15 protein-coding genes and 3 tRNA genes are annotated in these 14,968 nt (G+C 62.2%); all 18 read left to right on the top strand.

The genetic code is table 11. The features are described 5' to 3' along the window. Positions 1 to 7 precede the first annotated feature (7 nt). The 18 genes from thpR to pilO all read left to right on the top strand — a co-directional run bounded on the left by thpR (position 8) and on the right by pilO (position 14,953). On the top strand, positions 8 to 574 hold the full coding sequence (gene thpR, locus DXX99_RS05810) for an RNA 2',3'-cyclic phosphodiesterase (RefSeq protein ID WP_115792558.1): 567 nt from the start codon (positions 8 to 10) through the stop codon (positions 572 to 574). Positions 575 to 584: 10 nt separating this feature from the next. Further along, positions 585 to 1,586, top strand: coding sequence for a deoxyguanosinetriphosphate triphosphohydrolase (locus tag DXX99_RS05805; RefSeq protein WP_205664648.1), 1,002 nt, complete (start codon positions 585 to 587; stop codon positions 1,584 to 1,586). 85 nt (positions 1,587 to 1,671) lie between these two features. Beyond that, positions 1,672 to 3,507: a DNA primase gene (gene dnaG / locus DXX99_RS05800; protein ID WP_115792557.1), complete on the top strand. Its 1,836-nt coding sequence runs from the start codon at positions 1,672 to 1,674 to the stop codon at positions 3,505 to 3,507. Then, positions 3,461 to 4,570, top strand: a complete 1,110-nt coding sequence (gene rpoD, locus DXX99_RS05795; protein WP_115792556.1) for an RNA polymerase sigma factor RpoD — start codon at positions 3,461 to 3,463, stop codon at positions 4,568 to 4,570. The genes dnaG and rpoD overlap by 47 nt, the downstream gene beginning before the upstream one ends. 60 nt (positions 4,571 to 4,630) lie before the next feature. Next, a tRNA-Ile gene (locus DXX99_RS05790) sits at positions 4,631 to 4,706 on the top strand. A 20-nt stretch (positions 4,707 to 4,726) separates the two neighbouring features. Then, a tRNA-Val gene (locus tag DXX99_RS05785) sits at positions 4,727 to 4,801 on the top strand. Positions 4,802 to 4,807: 6 nt separating this feature from the next. Then, positions 4,808 to 4,895, top strand: a tRNA-Leu gene (locus tag DXX99_RS05780). Positions 4,896 to 5,015: 120 nt separating this feature from the next. Beyond that, positions 5,016 to 5,243, top strand: a complete 228-nt coding sequence (locus tag DXX99_RS05775) for a DUF2283 domain-containing protein (protein WP_115792555.1) — start codon at positions 5,016 to 5,018, stop codon at positions 5,241 to 5,243. A gap of 277 nt (positions 5,244 to 5,520) precedes the next feature. Then, on the top strand, positions 5,521 to 7,182 hold the full coding sequence (gene gspE / locus DXX99_RS05770; protein ID WP_115792604.1) for a type II secretion system ATPase GspE: 1,662 nt from the start codon (positions 5,521 to 5,523) through the stop codon (positions 7,180 to 7,182). Further along, positions 7,183 to 8,280: a type IV pilus twitching motility protein PilT gene (locus DXX99_RS05765; protein ID WP_115792554.1), complete on the top strand. Its 1,098-nt coding sequence runs from the start codon at positions 7,183 to 7,185 to the stop codon at positions 8,278 to 8,280. A 4-nt stretch (positions 8,281 to 8,284) separates the two neighbouring features. Further along, a complete protein-coding gene (locus DXX99_RS05760; protein ID WP_115792553.1) occupies positions 8,285 to 9,514 on the top strand; it encodes a type II secretion system F family protein in 1,230 nt (409 codons plus the stop codon). Positions 9,515 to 9,612: 98 nt separating this feature from the next. After that, positions 9,613 to 10,026: a type IV pilin protein gene (locus DXX99_RS05755; RefSeq protein WP_115792552.1), complete on the top strand. Its 414-nt coding sequence runs from the start codon at positions 9,613 to 9,615 to the stop codon at positions 10,024 to 10,026. A gap of 67 nt (positions 10,027 to 10,093) precedes the next feature. Next, positions 10,094 to 10,666: a type IV pilus modification PilV family protein gene (locus DXX99_RS05750; RefSeq protein WP_115792551.1), complete on the top strand. Its 573-nt coding sequence runs from the start codon at positions 10,094 to 10,096 to the stop codon at positions 10,664 to 10,666. Beyond that, positions 10,663 to 11,148, top strand: coding sequence for a PulJ/GspJ family protein (locus tag DXX99_RS05745; protein WP_115792550.1), 486 nt, complete (start codon positions 10,663 to 10,665; stop codon positions 11,146 to 11,148). Before DXX99_RS05750 ends, DXX99_RS05745 begins: the two co-directional genes overlap by 4 nt. Continuing rightward, on the top strand, positions 11,145 to 12,728 hold the full coding sequence (locus DXX99_RS05740) for a pilus assembly PilX N-terminal domain-containing protein (RefSeq protein ID WP_115792549.1): 1,584 nt from the start codon (positions 11,145 to 11,147) through the stop codon (positions 12,726 to 12,728). The genes DXX99_RS05745 and DXX99_RS05740 overlap by 4 nt, the downstream gene beginning before the upstream one ends. A gap of 19 nt (positions 12,729 to 12,747) precedes the next feature. Further along, complete coding sequence (gene pilM / locus DXX99_RS05735; protein WP_115792548.1) at positions 12,748 to 13,749, top strand: type IV pilus assembly protein PilM; 1,002 nt, start codon at positions 12,748 to 12,750, stop codon at positions 13,747 to 13,749. Continuing rightward, positions 13,746 to 14,354, top strand: a complete 609-nt coding sequence (locus tag DXX99_RS05730) for a PilN domain-containing protein (protein ID WP_115792547.1) — start codon at positions 13,746 to 13,748, stop codon at positions 14,352 to 14,354. The genes pilM and DXX99_RS05730 overlap by 4 nt, the downstream gene beginning before the upstream one ends. After that, positions 14,351 to 14,953 carry a type 4a pilus biogenesis protein PilO gene (pilO, locus tag DXX99_RS05725; protein ID WP_115792546.1) on the top strand — a complete coding sequence of 201 codons (603 nt, stop codon included), beginning with the start codon at positions 14,351 to 14,353 and terminating at the stop codon, positions 14,951 to 14,953. The genes DXX99_RS05730 and pilO overlap by 4 nt, the downstream gene beginning before the upstream one ends. The last annotated feature ends 15 nt before the right edge of the window (positions 14,954 to 14,968 follow it).

Below are 14,968 nucleotides of genomic sequence, written 5' to 3'. Positions count from 1 at the left end.
GATCTCTATGCAGGAGAAGTGGAGGCTTTTCTGGGCGGTGCCGCTGCCCGCTCCTCTGCGCCGACAGCTGGCGGAGTTGCAGAAAGAGCTCGGCTTTTCCCCCCGTTCGGTGAAGTGGGTGGAGGAGGAGAATCTCCACCTCACCGTGCGGTTTCTGGGGGACACGGAAGCCGGGCAGGTGGATTCTTTGCGGGAGGCGGTGTCGGCCCGACTGGCAGGTATAAAGGCTTTCTTGCTGGAAGCGGAGAAATTAGGGGCCTTTCCCTCTCTCGCGCGCCCGCGCGTCATCTGGGTAGGGGTAAAGGCCCACCCCTCCCTTTTTCTGCTTCACCAGGCAGTGGAGGAAGCGGTGCGGGGCCTAGGTTTCACCCCGGCGACCAAGCCCTTCTCTCCTCACATCACCCTGGGGAGGGTGAGGGAGAGGGTGGCGCTGCCTGGTGATCACCGCTGGGCGCAAAAAAACTACGCCTTTACCCCCTTCTTGGTCGAGGAGTTGGTGCTCTACCGCAGTTTCCTTACCCCCAGAGGACCGGTATACAGCCGGGTGGCCGCGGTCCGTCTTTCCGGAGCTTGAGGTGGGAAGCTTGTTTGACGCGCGCACCTTCTGGGAAGAAATGGAGGAGAAAATCCTCTCCCCTTACGCCTGCCGCAGCCGGGAAACGCGGGGCAGGAAGACGCCCGAGGAGCCCTGCGCTGTGAGGACGGAGTTCCAACGGGACCGCGACCGGATCATCCACAGCAAGAGCTTCCGCCGTCTGAAGTACAAAACCCAGGTCTTCCTCATCCCGGAAGGGGATCACTACCGTACCCGGCTGACCCATACCTTGGAGGTCACCCAGATTGCCCGGACCATAGCTCGGGCCTTGCGGCTTAATGAAGACCTCACGGAGGCCATAGCCCTAGGGCATGACCTGGGGCATACCCCCTTCGGCCATACAGGGGAGCAGGCGCTGGCCGAGGTCTTCCCTGGCTTCAAACACAACGAGCAGAGCCTCCGGGTAGTGGACGTGCTAGAAAAGGGGACGGGGCTCAACCTCACCTTCGAGGTGCGCGACGGCATACTCAACCACACCGGTCCCTGCCTGCCGGTCACCCTGGAAGGGCAGATAGTGCGGCTGGCCGATCGCATAGCCTATATAAATCACGATATCGACGATGCTTTACGGGGAGGGGTGCTGAGGCAGGAGGACCTGCCGCGCGACTGCCTGGAGGTTCTGGGCTACCGGCATAGCGAGCGCATAAACACCATGGTGACGGACGTCATCCGCGAAAGTTTTGGTAAGCCGGAGATAAGAATGAGCGAGCCGGTGCGCGAGGCCATGGAGAGACTCCGCGCCTTCCTTTTCGAGCGGGTTTACCTGGGTTCGGCGGCCAAGCGCGAAGAAGGCAAGGCTCGCCATGTAGTGCAATACCTCTTCCACTATTTCGTCAAACATCCTCAGCACCTGCCGGTGGAATATCAGCGGCGGATAGAGGAGTTCGGCACCGAGCGGGTGGTGGCGGACTACATAGCCGGGATGACCGACCGGTACGCCGTCACCCAGTTTGCCAACCTCTGCCTACCCCGCGGCTTCTCCGTATATTAAGTCGTCGATACCGGCGGAAGGAAAAAGCTTTTTGGCGGCGAACTCTATACCCTAAGGCGTGTATTTTAAGTGAGGGGTACAGCTCTTGCGCGGTTACGTGCCGCCGGAATTCGTTAAAGAGGTGCTGGACCGCACCGACATCGTGGCCCTGGTAGGCGAGTACGTGCGCTTGAAGCGCCAGGGCAGAAATTACGTAGGGCTCTGCCCCTTCCACGCCGAGCGCACGCCTTCCTTCACCGTCTCGCCGGAGAAACAGTTTTTTTACTGTTTCGGCTGTGGCGTGGGCGGTGACGCCTTAAAGTTTTTGATGCTCCAGGAAAAACTAGATTTTTTGGAGGCGCTGGAGCGACTGGCCCTGCGGGCGGGGTTGAGTCTCCCCCCGCAGAGCCGAGACCCCGCCTGGCTGGCCCGCCGCCGGGAGCTGGAGGAGGGCGAGGAGCTCAACCGCCTAAGCCTGGAATTCTTTATCACCTCCCTGTGGGAGGAGGCGGGGAAGCCGGCACGGCGCTACCTGGAGGAGCGAGGGGTGAGCGAGGAGACAGCCCGGCGCTTTTCCCTGGGCTACGCTCCGCCGGAGGAAGAAGCCCTGCTTCGCTACCTTCAGGCGAGGGGGATAAGCAAGGAGGCGGCGGTGAAGTGGGGCCTGGCCGTCAAGACTTCCGCCGGCCGGGTGGTGGACCGCTTCCGGGGAAGGCTCGTCTTCCCCATCATCGATCCGCAGGGTAGGGTGGTAGGGTTCGGCGGGCGGGCGCTGGACTCGGCCCTCCAGCCCAAGTACCTCAATTCGCCGGAGACTCCGCTCTTTAACAAGAAAAACGAGCTTTACGCCCTGGCTCAGGCCAAGGATGCTATAAGGGCTGCTGGCTTCGCCGTGTTAGTCGAGGGCTACCTCGACGCCATAACTTTACACCAGTTCGGCTTCGGCTACGCGGTGGCCAGCTTGGGCACCAGCCTCACGCAGGAGCAGGTGCGCCTACTTTCCCGCTACACCGGGAAGGTGTACATCGCCTACGACAGCGACACCGCCGGGGAGGCGGCCACCTGGCGGGGGCTTGACATCCTGCAGCAGGCGGGGCTGGAGGTCCTGGTGGTGGAGCTACCTCGGGGAAAGGACCCGGACGAGTTCCTGCGCACGTCGGGCCCAGCGGCCTGGGAAGCCAGCTTGGCCTCCGCCCTGCCCCTCCTCGAGTATAAGGGCAAGAAACTCGCGGCTGGGGGCCTGGTGACAGCTCGAGATAAGCTCAGGGCACTGCGGGCCCTCCTTCCCAACCTGGCCTGCTTGCGCACCTTGCCCGAGCGGGAAGAAGGCATACGCCTGGTCAGCCGCATAACTGGTCTCGGCTGGGAAGTCGTGCGCGACGAGCTTGTGCGCTTCACCGGGGAAGAAAAGGTTACCACTCGGCTAAAAAGCGACAAAAGTGCTAAAAATAAGCACGAAGCCCTTGAGTCCCGCGCCTGCTTCGCTGCGGAAAAGGGACTCTTGCGGGCTCTGTTCCGCCAGCCCGAGATCCTGGCGGAGGTGGAGGAGGCGGGCGGGGAAGAGCTCTTCACCCACCCTCCCTGCCGGGCAGTGTACTCGGCCCTTAGAGGGGCGCTGGCAGCGGGAGAGGACCCATCGCCCACCGCCTTGGCCGGCCGTCTACCGGAAGAGGCTTTAGATGCGACAGCAGGAGTTTTGGTAGAGGAGGAAGAAAGTCCACCGTGGGAGGATTGCCTTCGCTTTCTGAAGACCAACCTGATCAGGAGAAAGCGCAAGCAGCTGGCCGGGAAGCTCGGCCTGGCCGAGGCTAAAGGAGACGAGGAGGAAGTCAGGCGTTGCCTAGAGGAACTCCAGGCTCTGGTAAATCTCGAGCGGAAGGGAGGGGAAAGAGGAAATGAGCGGGAAGGAGAACCGAGCCGAGCGGCAGGAGTACCAGAATGAGATCGAGCAGCTCATCGAGAAGGGCCGGAAAACGGGAGTGCTCACTTACGCGGAGATAATGGACGATCTGCAGGGCATGGATCTCACGCCCGAGCAGATAGATGAGATATACGAGCGCCTGGCAGCGGAGGGGATAGACGTGGTGCCCGAGGCGCAGGATCTTGGAGAGGGAGAGCTCAAAGAGGAAAGGCTCGGGGGCGAAGAGGAAGCGGAGCTCGGCATTCCGGAAGGGGTAGAGATCGACGACCCCGTGCGCATGTACCTTAAGGAGATCGGGCGCATCCCCCTTCTCACCCCCGAAGAGGAGATAGAGCTGGCTAAGCGCATGGAGCAGGGAGACGAGGAGGCAAAGCGGCGGCTCATCGAGGCCAACCTGCGGCTGGTGGTCTCCATCGCCAAGCGGTACGTGGGCCGAGGAATGCTCTTCCTCGACCTCATCCAGGAGGGCAACCTGGGGCTCATCAAAGCGGTGGAGAAGTTCGACTGGCGCAAAGGATACAAGTTCTCGACCTACGCCACCTGGTGGATCCGGCAGGCCATAACCCGGGCTATCGCCGATCAGGCCCGCACCATCCGCATACCGGTGCACATGGTGGAGACCATCAACAAGCTGGTGCGCGTCTCGCGGCAGCTGGTGCAGGAGCTGGGGCGCGAGCCCACTCCGGAAGAGATTGCTGAGAAGATGGGTATCAGTCCTGAAAAGGTGCGGGAGATCATGAAGGTGGCCCAGGAGCCGGTGAGCCTGGAGACGCCCATAGGCGAGGAAGAGGACTCGCACCTGGGGGACTTCATTGAGGACCAGGAGGCACAGGCTCCGGCAGAAGAGGCTTCCTATGCCCTGCTCCGGGAGCAGCTCAACGAGGTGCTGCAAAGCCTCACTCCCAGGGAGCAGAAGGTGTTGCGGCTACGCTTCGGTCTGGACGACGGCCGCGCCCGCACCCTGGAGGAAGTGGGCCAGAAGTTTGGCGTCACTCGGGAACGCATCCGTCAGATAGAGGCCAAAACTTTGCGAAAACTGAGGCATCCCAGCCGCTCAAAGAAGCTTAAGGATTATCTTGAATGAAGTAGATCGGCCGTTCACGCTGGTTGACGGCCGATCTAACTTTCTGTATAATAGCAACTGGGGCCCGTAGCTCAACGGTCAGAGCAGCGGACTCATAATCCGTTGGTTCCAGGTTCGAATCCTGGCGGGCCCACCAGAAAAGCTTTTTTGTTTTGCGGGCGATTAGCTCAGAGGGAGAGCACCTGCCTTACAAGCAGGGGGTCGGAGGTTCGAACCCTCCATCGCCCACCACAAAGTGCCGGGGTGGCGGAATTGGCAGACGCGTCGGACTCAAAATCCGATGGGGCCTGCCCCCGTGCGGGTTCAAGTCCCGCCCCCGGCACCATCTGTTTTTACAGGGCTTCCGGCAACGGTTCGTCCTCTTTCACGACCTTCGAGCTCCGAAAAGCCGTCTCCCGCGATACGCCTTTCCTGACCGCGGATTTAAAGGAGGGAAGAAAAGGAAATGAAGCTCTTCTACTACCCGGAGACCGACTCGCTTTATATAGAACTTTCGGAAAAGCCTGCAGCGGACTCCCAGGAAGTCGCTCCCGGGGTGGTGCTGGATTTCGATGAGGAGGGAAACCTGGTCGGGATCGACGTAGACCGAGCTAGTAGGATTGTGGATCTTTCCTGTATTGAGAGCAACCTGTCCTTGCGGGAGCTAAATGCCGCTGGGGGCGCGAACTGCTAAGATCACGAACTGCTAAGATTAAGTATGGTCTTTCAGGAGTGGAGCGGCAAAGCTGTTTTCGTAACCCCTTCGGGTGCCGGGTTCCGCCCGGCCGGAAGGGGCTTTGTTTTTTTCGAGAAAATTTGCTTTGTTTTTTACCTCCGCTATCCTCTTCGGCGAGGAAAGTTCTGGGCCGATGGAAGGAGAAAGGGAACTTACAGCGAAATACTATCCAGCCGAGGAAAAGATGAAAAGAATGTAGTAAACGGCCCTGGTGGGCAGGAGGTTTTTGCATTTGGTGTTGGAAAAAAGAAGAAAGCGCCTGGGCGAGAGGCTCTTAGAAGAGGGCCTCATAACGCGGGAGCAGTTGGAGGAAGCCTTAAAGATCCAGGCCCGCACGGGGGAACTCTTGGGCCAGGTGCTGGTGCGCATGGGCGCGATAAGCGAGGAGGATCTCAACCGGGCGCTGGGAATAAGCCCTTCTGTCACCAGGGAGTTGCGGGTTCCCCCCGAGCTTTTAAGCCTTGTGCCCGAAGAGTTGGCCCGTAACCGCAAGGTTTTCCCCTTGAAGAAAGAGGGAAACCGGCTTTTCCTCCTCATGGCCAACCCGCTGGACATCACCACCATCGACGACCTGCGCTTGCTCACCGGCCTGGAAGTTGAACCGGTGAGGGCCGAAGAGAGGGAGATAAGGGCCCTCATCAACCGCCACTACGGCCTGCCCGAGGTGGAAAGGGCTCTGGAAGAGCTCGGGGTTTCGGCCGAAGAGACGGAGATAGAGGAAGCTTTGGTGGACCGGGCTCCTATTGTGCAGTTGGTCAACTCCCTGATTTCCGGGGCGGTGGACGAGCAGGCCAGCGACATTCACATAGAGCCCTTTGAAAACGAGGTGCGAGTGCGTTACCGGGTAGACGGCGTCCTGCACGAGGTGATGCGCCTTCCCCGCCGCATGGCCCCTCCCTTAGTGGCCCGCATCAAGATCATGGCCAATATGGACATCGCCGAGCGCCGCCTGCCCCAGGACGGGCGCATTCTCACGCGGGCGGGAGGAAAGGAGCTGGACCTCCGGGTTTCCACCTTCCCCACTATCTTCGGGGAAAAGGTGGTGATAAGGCTGCTCGATAAGGAGCAGCTCAAGAGTTTCACCCTAGAAAACCTGGGCTTCTCGCCTCAGAATCTGGCCGTTTTTAAGAGCTTCCTCCACAGCTCCTACGGCATGGTCCTGCTCACCGGCCCCACCGGCTCGGGCAAGACTACCACTCTTTACGCGGCCCTTTCCTATCTCAACAGCGTGGAGAAAAACATCATCACCGTGGAAGACCCGGTGGAGTACGTGCTGGAGGGGATAAACCAGGCGCAGGTGAATGTCAAGGCGGGGGCAACGTTCGCCACCTACCTCCGTTCCATCTTGCGGCAGGACCCGGACATCATCATGGTGGGGGAAATCCGGGATCTGGAGACGGCGGAGATCGCCGTGCAGGCGGCCACCACCGGCCACCTGGTCCTTTCCACCTTGCACACCAACGACGCCCCCGGAGCGCTTACCCGCCTTCTGGACATGGGAGTGGAGCCCTTCATGGTGGCCTCTTCAGTCCTGGGGGTGGTGGCGCAGCGCCTGGTGCGCACCATTTGTCCTCGCTGCCGCGAGCCTCACGAGCCTTCCGAGCCGGAGATGGCCTTTCTGGGCAAAGAGAAGCTCAACGGTCCCGTCTACCGGGGGCGCGGGTGCGATTACTGCCGCTACACCGGCTACCGCGGCCGGGTGGCGGTGCACGAGGTGCTGCGGGTTTCTCCTCGTCTTCAACGCCTGGTCTTGAGTAAGGCTCCTGCCGAAGAGCTGCGCCGGGCGGCTCTGCAGGAGGGAATGATCTCGCTCAAGGAGGACGCGGTGAGCAAGGTTCTGCAGGGCATCACTTCTGTGGCCGAGGTCATGCGGGTGCTTTATCAGGAGGGAGATTAAATGCGCCTGGCCGAGTTGGTCGAGCTGGCCGTGAGGTTCGAGGCTTCCGACGTCCATTTCACCGCAGGTAAGCCGCCCGTTTTCCGCATAAACGGCGTACTTTACCCCCTTGACGACCCTTGCCTGCGCGAGGGGCTGGGGGTGAAGGAGGAGTTCACCCGCCCCCTCACGCCGGAGGACACCCTCCGGCTGGCCCAGGAGGTCATGACCCCCCAGCAGTTCGCCCGCTTCGAGCAGGAGGGGGAGATAGACTTCTCCTTCGGCTTTCCCGGGGTGGCGCGGGTGCGGGCCAACATCTTCAAACAGCGGGGGAGCGTGGCTTTGGCTCTCCGTATCCTCAGCTCCCGCATCCCCACCTTCCAGGAGCTGGGGCTGCCCGAGGTGGTGGCCTATTTGGCGCGGCGCCCGGCGGGCCTGGTGCTGGTGACCGGCCCCACCGGTTCGGGCAAGTCCACCACTTTGGCCGCCATGATCAACCTCATCAACCGGGAGAAGCGGTTGCACATCATCACCCTGGAGGACCCCATCGAGTACCTGCACCGGCACGAGAAGAGCATCGTCAACCAGCGGGAGGTGGGCCAGGACACCAAGTCTTTCGCCCGGGCCCTCCGGGCGGCTTTGAGGGAGGACCCGGACGTGATCATGGTGGGGGAGATGCGGGACCTGGAGACCATCGCCACGGCCATAACGGCGGCGGAGACGGGACACCTGGTGCTGGCCACCTTGCACACCGTCTCGGCGGCGGAGACGGTGGACCGGATCGTGGACGTCTTCCCTCCCGGCCAGCAGCAGCAGATAAGGGTGCAGCTGGCCAACGTGATCGAGGGGGTGATCTCGCAGCTTTTGCTGCCCCGCGCCGACGGGAAGGGGAGGGTGCTGGCCCTGGAGATCATGGTGGCCACTCCCGCCATCCGCAACCTCATCCGGGAGGGGAAGACCTACCAGATAACTTCCCACCTGCAGACCGGGGGACGCTGGGGAATGCAGACCATGGACGCAGCCCTGGCTTCTCTCTACCGCCAGGGGCTGATTTCCCGCGAGGAGCTTTTAAACCGGGCCCGCGACCCGGAGCTACTTCAGAGACTGGTGGGGGTGTGAAAGGATGCCGCAGAAGTTTTACTACCGGGCGCGCGACCTTTCCGGCCGGCTGGTCAAGGGGCAGGTGGAGGCGGAGAGCACAAGCGCCGCTGCGGCCGTGCTGCGCGAGCGCCAGCTCTTCCCCGTGGAGCTCAGGCCCCTGAGGGAGTACAAGCTCGATCTGGGGGCGCTCTTGCGGCTGAAGGTGAAGAGCCGGGACATGGCCGTGCTGGCGCGCCAGTTCGCCACCCTGCTGGACGCGGGGGTGCCCCTCCTCCCTGCTTTGCGGGTGCTGGTGCGGCAGACGGAGAACCGGCGGCTGAGAGAGTGCCTGGAGCAAGTGGTGGCGGAGGTGCAGAAGGGGCGGGGCCTGGCGGAAGCTTTCGACCACCACCGGGATATTTTGCCGGAGATCTTCTTGAGTATGGTGGCCGTGGGCGAGGCTTCCGGCACTCTGGATAAGGCGCTGGGGCGCCTGGCTGGATATTTTGAGCGGCAGGCGGACCTCACCGACAAGTTGAAGACCGCCACCTCCTACCCCCTGCTGGTGGCGGGGATAGCGGTGGTGGTGGCCGTGGCCCTCCTGGTGCTCATCGTCCCCATCTTCGCCGACATCTTCCGGCAGATGAACGTTCCTCTGCCCCTTCCCACCCGCATCGTGATGGGGTTGAGCTACGGCCTCATCCACTACTGGTACCTCTTCCTGCTGGCCCTGGTCGGCGGGGTGGTCGGCCTGCGCTATTACCTGCGCACCCCAAAGGGCAAGGAGCGGTGGGACCGGTTCCTCTTGCGCCTGCCGGTGGTGGGAGGGCTTCTGCGGAAGAGCGCGGTGGCCCGCTTCGCCTCCACTCTCTCCACCTTGCTGGCCACCGGCGTTCCCCTCCTGCAGGGCCTGGCCGTCGCCGGGCGGGTCCTGGGGCTTTCCCCGGCGGTGAAGGAGGTGGCGGCCATGGAGGAGGGAGTGAGGCGGGGCGAGCGGCTCTCCGTCCTGATGGCCCGGGGCACCTTCTTCCCGCCCCTGGCGGTGAGCATGGTGGCGGTGGGGGAGGAGTCGGGGAATCTCGACGGGCTTTTGGCCAAGCTGGGGGACTTCTTCGAGCGGGAGGTGGAAGGCACGGTGAACCGCTTCTCCACCCTGGTAGAGCCCTTCCTCATCATCGGGGTGGGGGTGCTGGTGGGATTGATCGCCCTCTCCATCTACCTGCCGCTCTTCAGCCTGCCGGGGGCTTTGTCGGCCCAGGCGCCGGGGATGTGAAGGGGGGTGGTAAGGAGTCTCTCCGGATGGTTGCGCTATCCGGTTCGCAGGGAGAAGCGCGAACTCCAAGCAAATTTGTCTGAAGGAGGTTGATAAAAGTGTCTTTTTACAAGCTTTGCCGCTCCCTTCGCGGTAAGGGGCGGGACGAGCGGGGCTTCACCATGGTGGAAATGATGGTGGTCCTGATCGTCATCGCCGTGCTCATCGCTGGAGGTATCTGGCTCTACTTGGGATATGTCGAGAAGGCTAGGATCACAAAGGCTGAGAGCTTTTTAACTACTGCAGCTGGAGCGCTTGACGCTTACTACGCGCAGTACGGAAAGTATCCGAGCGGAAATGATCTTGACACGGCAGGGGTGGACATCTCGGTCAAAGATCCCTGGGGCGGTGATTACAAGTATACAACAAGTGGCGATGATAATTACACCCTTGCAACAACCGGTGGTACGAAGGTTGTCGTAAAGGCTACCGGCAATAATGGGAAGAGCGAAATTACAGTGGTGAAGAAGTAACTTTCCCTCGGGGAGGGAGGGGGAGCTCCCTCTCCCTCCCCGACCAATAAACCGGCGAGAAGGACTGATGGCCGTGGACGAGCGCGGCATGTCGCTTCTGGAAGTAGTGGTGGCCCTCTGCCTCTTCGCCGTCCTGTCTTTGGGGCTTTTCAGCCTCTTCCTCTCCGGGCGCATGGCCTCCGCCGCCGGCTCCGGCAAGCAGGAGGCCCTGTGCCTGGCGCGGGCGGTGATGGAGGCGGTAAAGGCCAGCCCGGTGGAGTGGGAGGGCCAGGTGCGGGGCGCGGGCTCGGACTACATCGTGCTGGAAAACAAGGCCGATGACCGGGACGACGCCTACAAAGGCTTTTGCCTCGCCGTCGTCGAGGGAGCGGGGCAGGGGCAGGTGAGGAAGATTCAGAGCTACGTGGGCTCCTCCCGCACCGCCTATGTGGCCCCATCCTGGAGCTCCACTCCCGACACCTCCTCCCGCTACCTGGTCTTCCGGCTGGGGAGCGAGCTCGGGGACGTTGAGAAGGTGGCGGTGACCGCCACGCCTTCCTCCCCGGCGGGCCTGGAGGAAGTGAAGGTGGTGGTCAAGTACCGCACTCCCTGGGGGGAGCGGGAAGTGCAGCTCACCTGCGAGAGGTGGAAGGGAACATGAGGTGGCTCAGAGAAGAGAAGGGCTTCACCCTGCTGGAGGTGCTGGTGGCGCTGACCGTCTTCTCCATGCTTTCTGTGGCCCTTTTTTACCTTGTTTCGGCCGGCTACCGCAGCTACTGGCAGGAGCTCCAGCGGCAGGAGGTGGAGGCCAACCTGCGCTCGGCCCTCGACCGCATCACTCTAAGGGTGCGGGGGGCCAAGGAGGTGGTGGCGGTGGACCCCGTCGACCCCAAGGCCCCGGCCAAGGGCTTTAAGAGCATCAAGGTGACCATGCCTGACGGCACCGCTCGCACCTACGTTTTCGATCCCGGCTCCCGCGAGCTCAAGGAGGACGGCCAGCCCATCACCGCGCCGGTGGTCAAGGAAGCGGTCTTCAGGGTCGAGGGTAAAGCGGTGAGCGTGGTCTTAACGGGTGAGTACCTGCACTCGGGGGAGCTCACCCTCTCCACCCAGGCGTGCGTGAAGGTAGGTGAGCAAGGATGAGAGGCTGGCGCGACGAGCGGGGACAAGCCCTGGCCCTGGTGCTGATTCTGTCCACGGTGCTCTTCATCGCCGGGACGGCGGCGGTGGCGGCCGCCCTGCAGCAGAACCGCCTGGTCACCCTGGAGGAAGCCCGGGAGAAGGCCTACTACATCGCCGAGGCCGGGGTGGAGAAGGTGCTGACCCAGTTCCGCCAGAGCAACAAGCCTTACCCCCTGGCCCTGCCCGCTTCCGGCCCCTATTACCAGAACACCCCCTTCGGCGGCGGGAAGATCGAGAAGGTTGAGGTCGAAATCAAAAAAGAGAAAAGAGATCCCAACGATCCCAAAAGCGCGGAGGGCATCTTCGCCTACATCACCTCCACCGGCGTGTACCCGGAGAATCCCAGGCCCGGCCAGGCCCAGGCCCGCCGCACCGTAAAGGCCAAGGTGGAGCTTCTGCCCGACCCTTTCCTCTCCTACGGCGGCCCGGGGGTCAAGTCGGACCGGTCGGTGGCAATGAAGGGGGTGATCACCGTGACCAGGGGCTCCTTTCTGGCCCGGCAGGGAGACATTTCTGTAAGCGGGGGCATACAGGACTTCACCGGCGGGATCTACGCCGGGGGGAACGTGGTGCTGAGCGCCGGCCTAACTGCAGGTTCGGGCGAGATCAAGGCCGGCAAGGATGTGGATCTCACCGGCTTGACTCGGCTCGGGAGCCTTTGTACCTGGAAGGGCGACATCTACGCCGGGGGAAAGGTGAAATTGCCCTACTGGAGTTCCTGGCTCGGCCTTATCGATCCCCAGCGTATTCACGAAAACTGCCAGAGCATACCCGGTTTTCCGCTACCCTCTTTTCCTAAAGTGGGGAAGGGGACGGTCTGGTACAGCCAGGTGGAGCAGGAGGCCCGGAGCCGGGGGTACTACTTCAACAGCGCCCTCGACTGGTTCAAGGACCCGCAGAAGGGCATCAAATGGGATTACTCTGTGATAGAGGCTCCTGATCCCTTGACCGGCGGCGCCGTGGTCACCGTCTGGGTCAACGGAGCGGAGCTGGATTTGACCGATCCCAACCACAATAGCTTCCTGGCGGTGGTGAACGGCCCGCTGGACTTTAATCAGGCTTTCAAGGCTGCGTACGATGCCTGGAAACAAGACGTGATCAACTCTTACCAGAGCAAGTACAAAGGAAAGGCCACGGTTACCTTTGTCGAGTTTCTTGGACAGCCTCTGGCCGTTCTCCAAGTGAAGTCCTCCCAGCCGGCGACCATCGTGGCCGACAGCATCACTCTCGACTGCGGCATATTTAATCTGTTCGGGGTAAAAGTGGATACCCACGCCGTGAAAAACGACTTCGGCCTCTTCGCCGTCAACGGGGACATCAAATACACCTCGGACGTGGCTTTGGGGGGGCGCCTTTCCGCCCTGGCCACCGGCAGCTTCACCTTTAAGTGCACGGGGATTGACACCACCGACCTCGACTGGGTGGCGGCCGGGGGGCCAGTGACCATCGAAGGGATCATCAACGTGAATTATGCCCGCGCCTCCATCCCGCCCGCCACGCCCATGGGGGGCTACCGCCTCGATTCCTGGGAAGTTGAGTAGCGCAAAGGAGGTGCCGTGTTTGGGCTGGCTTAGCAAAATCCTCCCCCGCAAGACCCGCTTCGTGGGCATAGATGTGGGGACGGCGGAAACCAAGCTGGCCGAGGTGGAGCTCGCCGGCGGCCGGCCGGAGGTGATCCGTCTCAGCCGCCTGCCCAGCCCGCCGGGTGTGTGGGGGGATGTGTTCGATGAAGAAAAGCTGGTGGAGGTGCTGCGCGAGCTCGCCCCCGGGGTAAAAGAGGTCATCTCCTGCCTGCCGGGGGACAAGGTGGTGAGCCGCATCCTCAGGCTGCCCCCCATGAGCGACCGGGAGCGGGAGCAGGCGGTGCGCCTGGAGGTGGAGCGCTTCCTCCCCACCCCGGTGGAGGAGCTCATCATACGCTCCGTGTGGCTGGAAGACAAGGCAGGGGGTGAGGGGAGAAAGTGCCTCATCCTGGCCGTCCCGGCTCCTCTAGTCTACCGGTTCCACGAGCTCTTCCGGCGGGCGGGCCTGGTGCTGGGGGTGCTCGATCACCCCGCCTTCGCCCTGCACCGCCTCTTCCGGCCCCAGCTGCGCGAGGGAGGAGTCGCCCTGGTGGACATCGGGGCCCGCGTTACCCAAATAGTGGTGGCCCGGAATGGGCAGATCGTTTTCCTGCGCACCCTCTCCGCCGGGGGAGACCTCTTCACCCGCTCGGCTTCGGAGCACTACGGGGTGCCTTTCGAAGAAGCCGAGCGCATGAAGCTGGAGGCAGCGGCTACCATCGAAGACCCCTCGGCGGCGGAAGCCTTTCGGGGCGGACTTCTGGAGGTAGGGAGAGAAATCAAGCGATCGTTGGAGTTCTGCAGCACGCAAGAAGGAGTGGCGGTCAAAAGGGTCATCTTGAGCGGAGGGGGCGCCAAATTTCGACCCCTTCCGGTTTTTTTAGAGGGAATGCTCGGCTTACCGGTGACGGTGGACACGCCTTCTTTAAGGTTCTCCGCTCCTTATGACCCGGCCTACGCCGTGGCCCTGGGCCTGGCCCTCAGGGAGGTGGTGGTGTGAACTACAAGGTCAACCTTTTGCCCCCGCACCTTCAAGTTGAGGGGATGATCGACAAGCGGCGGCTGCTGAAGCTGGCCGGTGCGGTTCTGGGGGGAGGGATCATCGTGCTGGGCTATGGTGGGTTCCTGGCCAACTTTCTTCTCACCAGGGCCGAGCTTTCCCGCTCGAATCAGGAGCTCAGCCGGCTGAAGGTGCAGCTGCAGGCGGCCGAAGCCGTCCACAACGAGCGGGTGCGGTTGGAAAATACCCTCAAGGAGTTTAGCACCATAGTGCAGGGGCGCAAGAACTGGCATATCATCCTCCAAGGCATCGGGAACGTTTGTCCCCAGGAGGTTACCCTCACCCAGCTGGAGGTGTTGCCCGCCGGAGGGAAGGGAGAAACGGCCGGGAAGCCACCTGCCTCCAAAGCGGGTATCCCGCCCCAGGGCTCGATGGTTAGCATCCAGGGGGTGGCCAACTCTTTTGCCGCCATCGGGGTCTTTGAGCGCAAACTCTGGGAATCGGGCTACTTCGGCAAAGTTCACCTGGTTAAGGTGGGGACGGACGACAAAGGGCGCAACACCTTCCTGATAGAGGCGGAGCTTGCCAAGGGGGTGAGCAGGTGACAGGAGGTAATAAGAGGCGGCTCCTGTTCTGGGCCTTGGCGGGTGGTGCGGGGGTTTTGGTTCTGGTCTTCCTTTTCTTCCTGCCTCAGTGGCGCGCTTACGTCCAGGCGCGGGAGAATCTCGACCAGGTGCAGAAGGAGCTGAACCGGTACCGGCAGCTACAGGTCATGCGCCCCATGGACGAGAAACGGCTGGAGGAGCTTAAGCGCGACCCGCTGATGGGTTACCTTACTTTGGATGCCCGGCAGGGAGCGGATGTTATTCTTCTGGGGCTGCAGGCGGCGGCCAAGAAGGTCAAGGTGGTGAGTTTCGAGCCGGGTCAAGTGCTGGAGAAAGAGTATCTCCTGGCTCTTCCTTTGCAGATCGGGGTGGAGGGTAGCTACCCCGATGTGCTGAGTTTCATAGAGGGCCTGGAAACGGGGGCGGTGCGGAATCTGGTGGAGATCCGCACTTTCAAGCTGATGCAGGGACAGGTGCCGGGCACCGTGCGGGGGGAGTTCGCGGCCGTTCTTTATATGGACAAGACGCCCAAGTCCAGGTTAATCTTAGAAGAAGTGGGGAAGTGGAATCTGGGGCGGCCCAACGTCTTCCAGCCTTAGGGGGCGACGGGGTGC

The sequence above is a fragment of the Ammonifex thiophilus genome, from assembly GCF_003368535.1.
GTDB lineage: Bacteria > Bacillota > Desulfotomaculia > Desulfotomaculales > Ammonificaceae > Ammonifex > Ammonifex thiophilus.
This window is presented reverse-complemented; position numbering and strand designations above follow the sequence as displayed.

Bases quoted from the DNA above. Each gene is read 5' to 3' on its own strand.
- thpR (WP_115792558.1), top strand. From the start codon at position 8: ATGCAGGAGAAGTGGAGGCTTTTCTGGGCGGTGCCGCTGCCCGCTCCT.
- rpoD (WP_115792556.1), top strand. From the start codon at position 3,461: ATGAGCGGGAAGGAGAACCGAGCCGAGCGGCAGGAGTACCAGAATGAG.
- DXX99_RS05775 (WP_115792555.1), top strand. From the start codon at position 5,016: ATGAAGCTCTTCTACTACCCGGAGACCGACTCGCTTTATATAGAACTT.
- DXX99_RS05765 (WP_115792554.1), top strand. From the start codon at position 7,183: ATGCGCCTGGCCGAGTTGGTCGAGCTGGCCGTGAGGTTCGAGGCTTCC.
- DXX99_RS05760 (WP_115792553.1), top strand. From the start codon at position 8,285: ATGCCGCAGAAGTTTTACTACCGGGCGCGCGACCTTTCCGGCCGGCTG.
- DXX99_RS05750 (WP_115792551.1), top strand. From the start codon at position 10,094: ATGGCCGTGGACGAGCGCGGCATGTCGCTTCTGGAAGTAGTGGTGGCC.
- DXX99_RS05745 (WP_115792550.1), top strand. From the start codon at position 10,663: ATGAGGTGGCTCAGAGAAGAGAAGGGCTTCACCCTGCTGGAGGTGCTG.
- DXX99_RS05740 (WP_115792549.1), top strand. From the start codon at position 11,145: ATGAGAGGCTGGCGCGACGAGCGGGGACAAGCCCTGGCCCTGGTGCTG.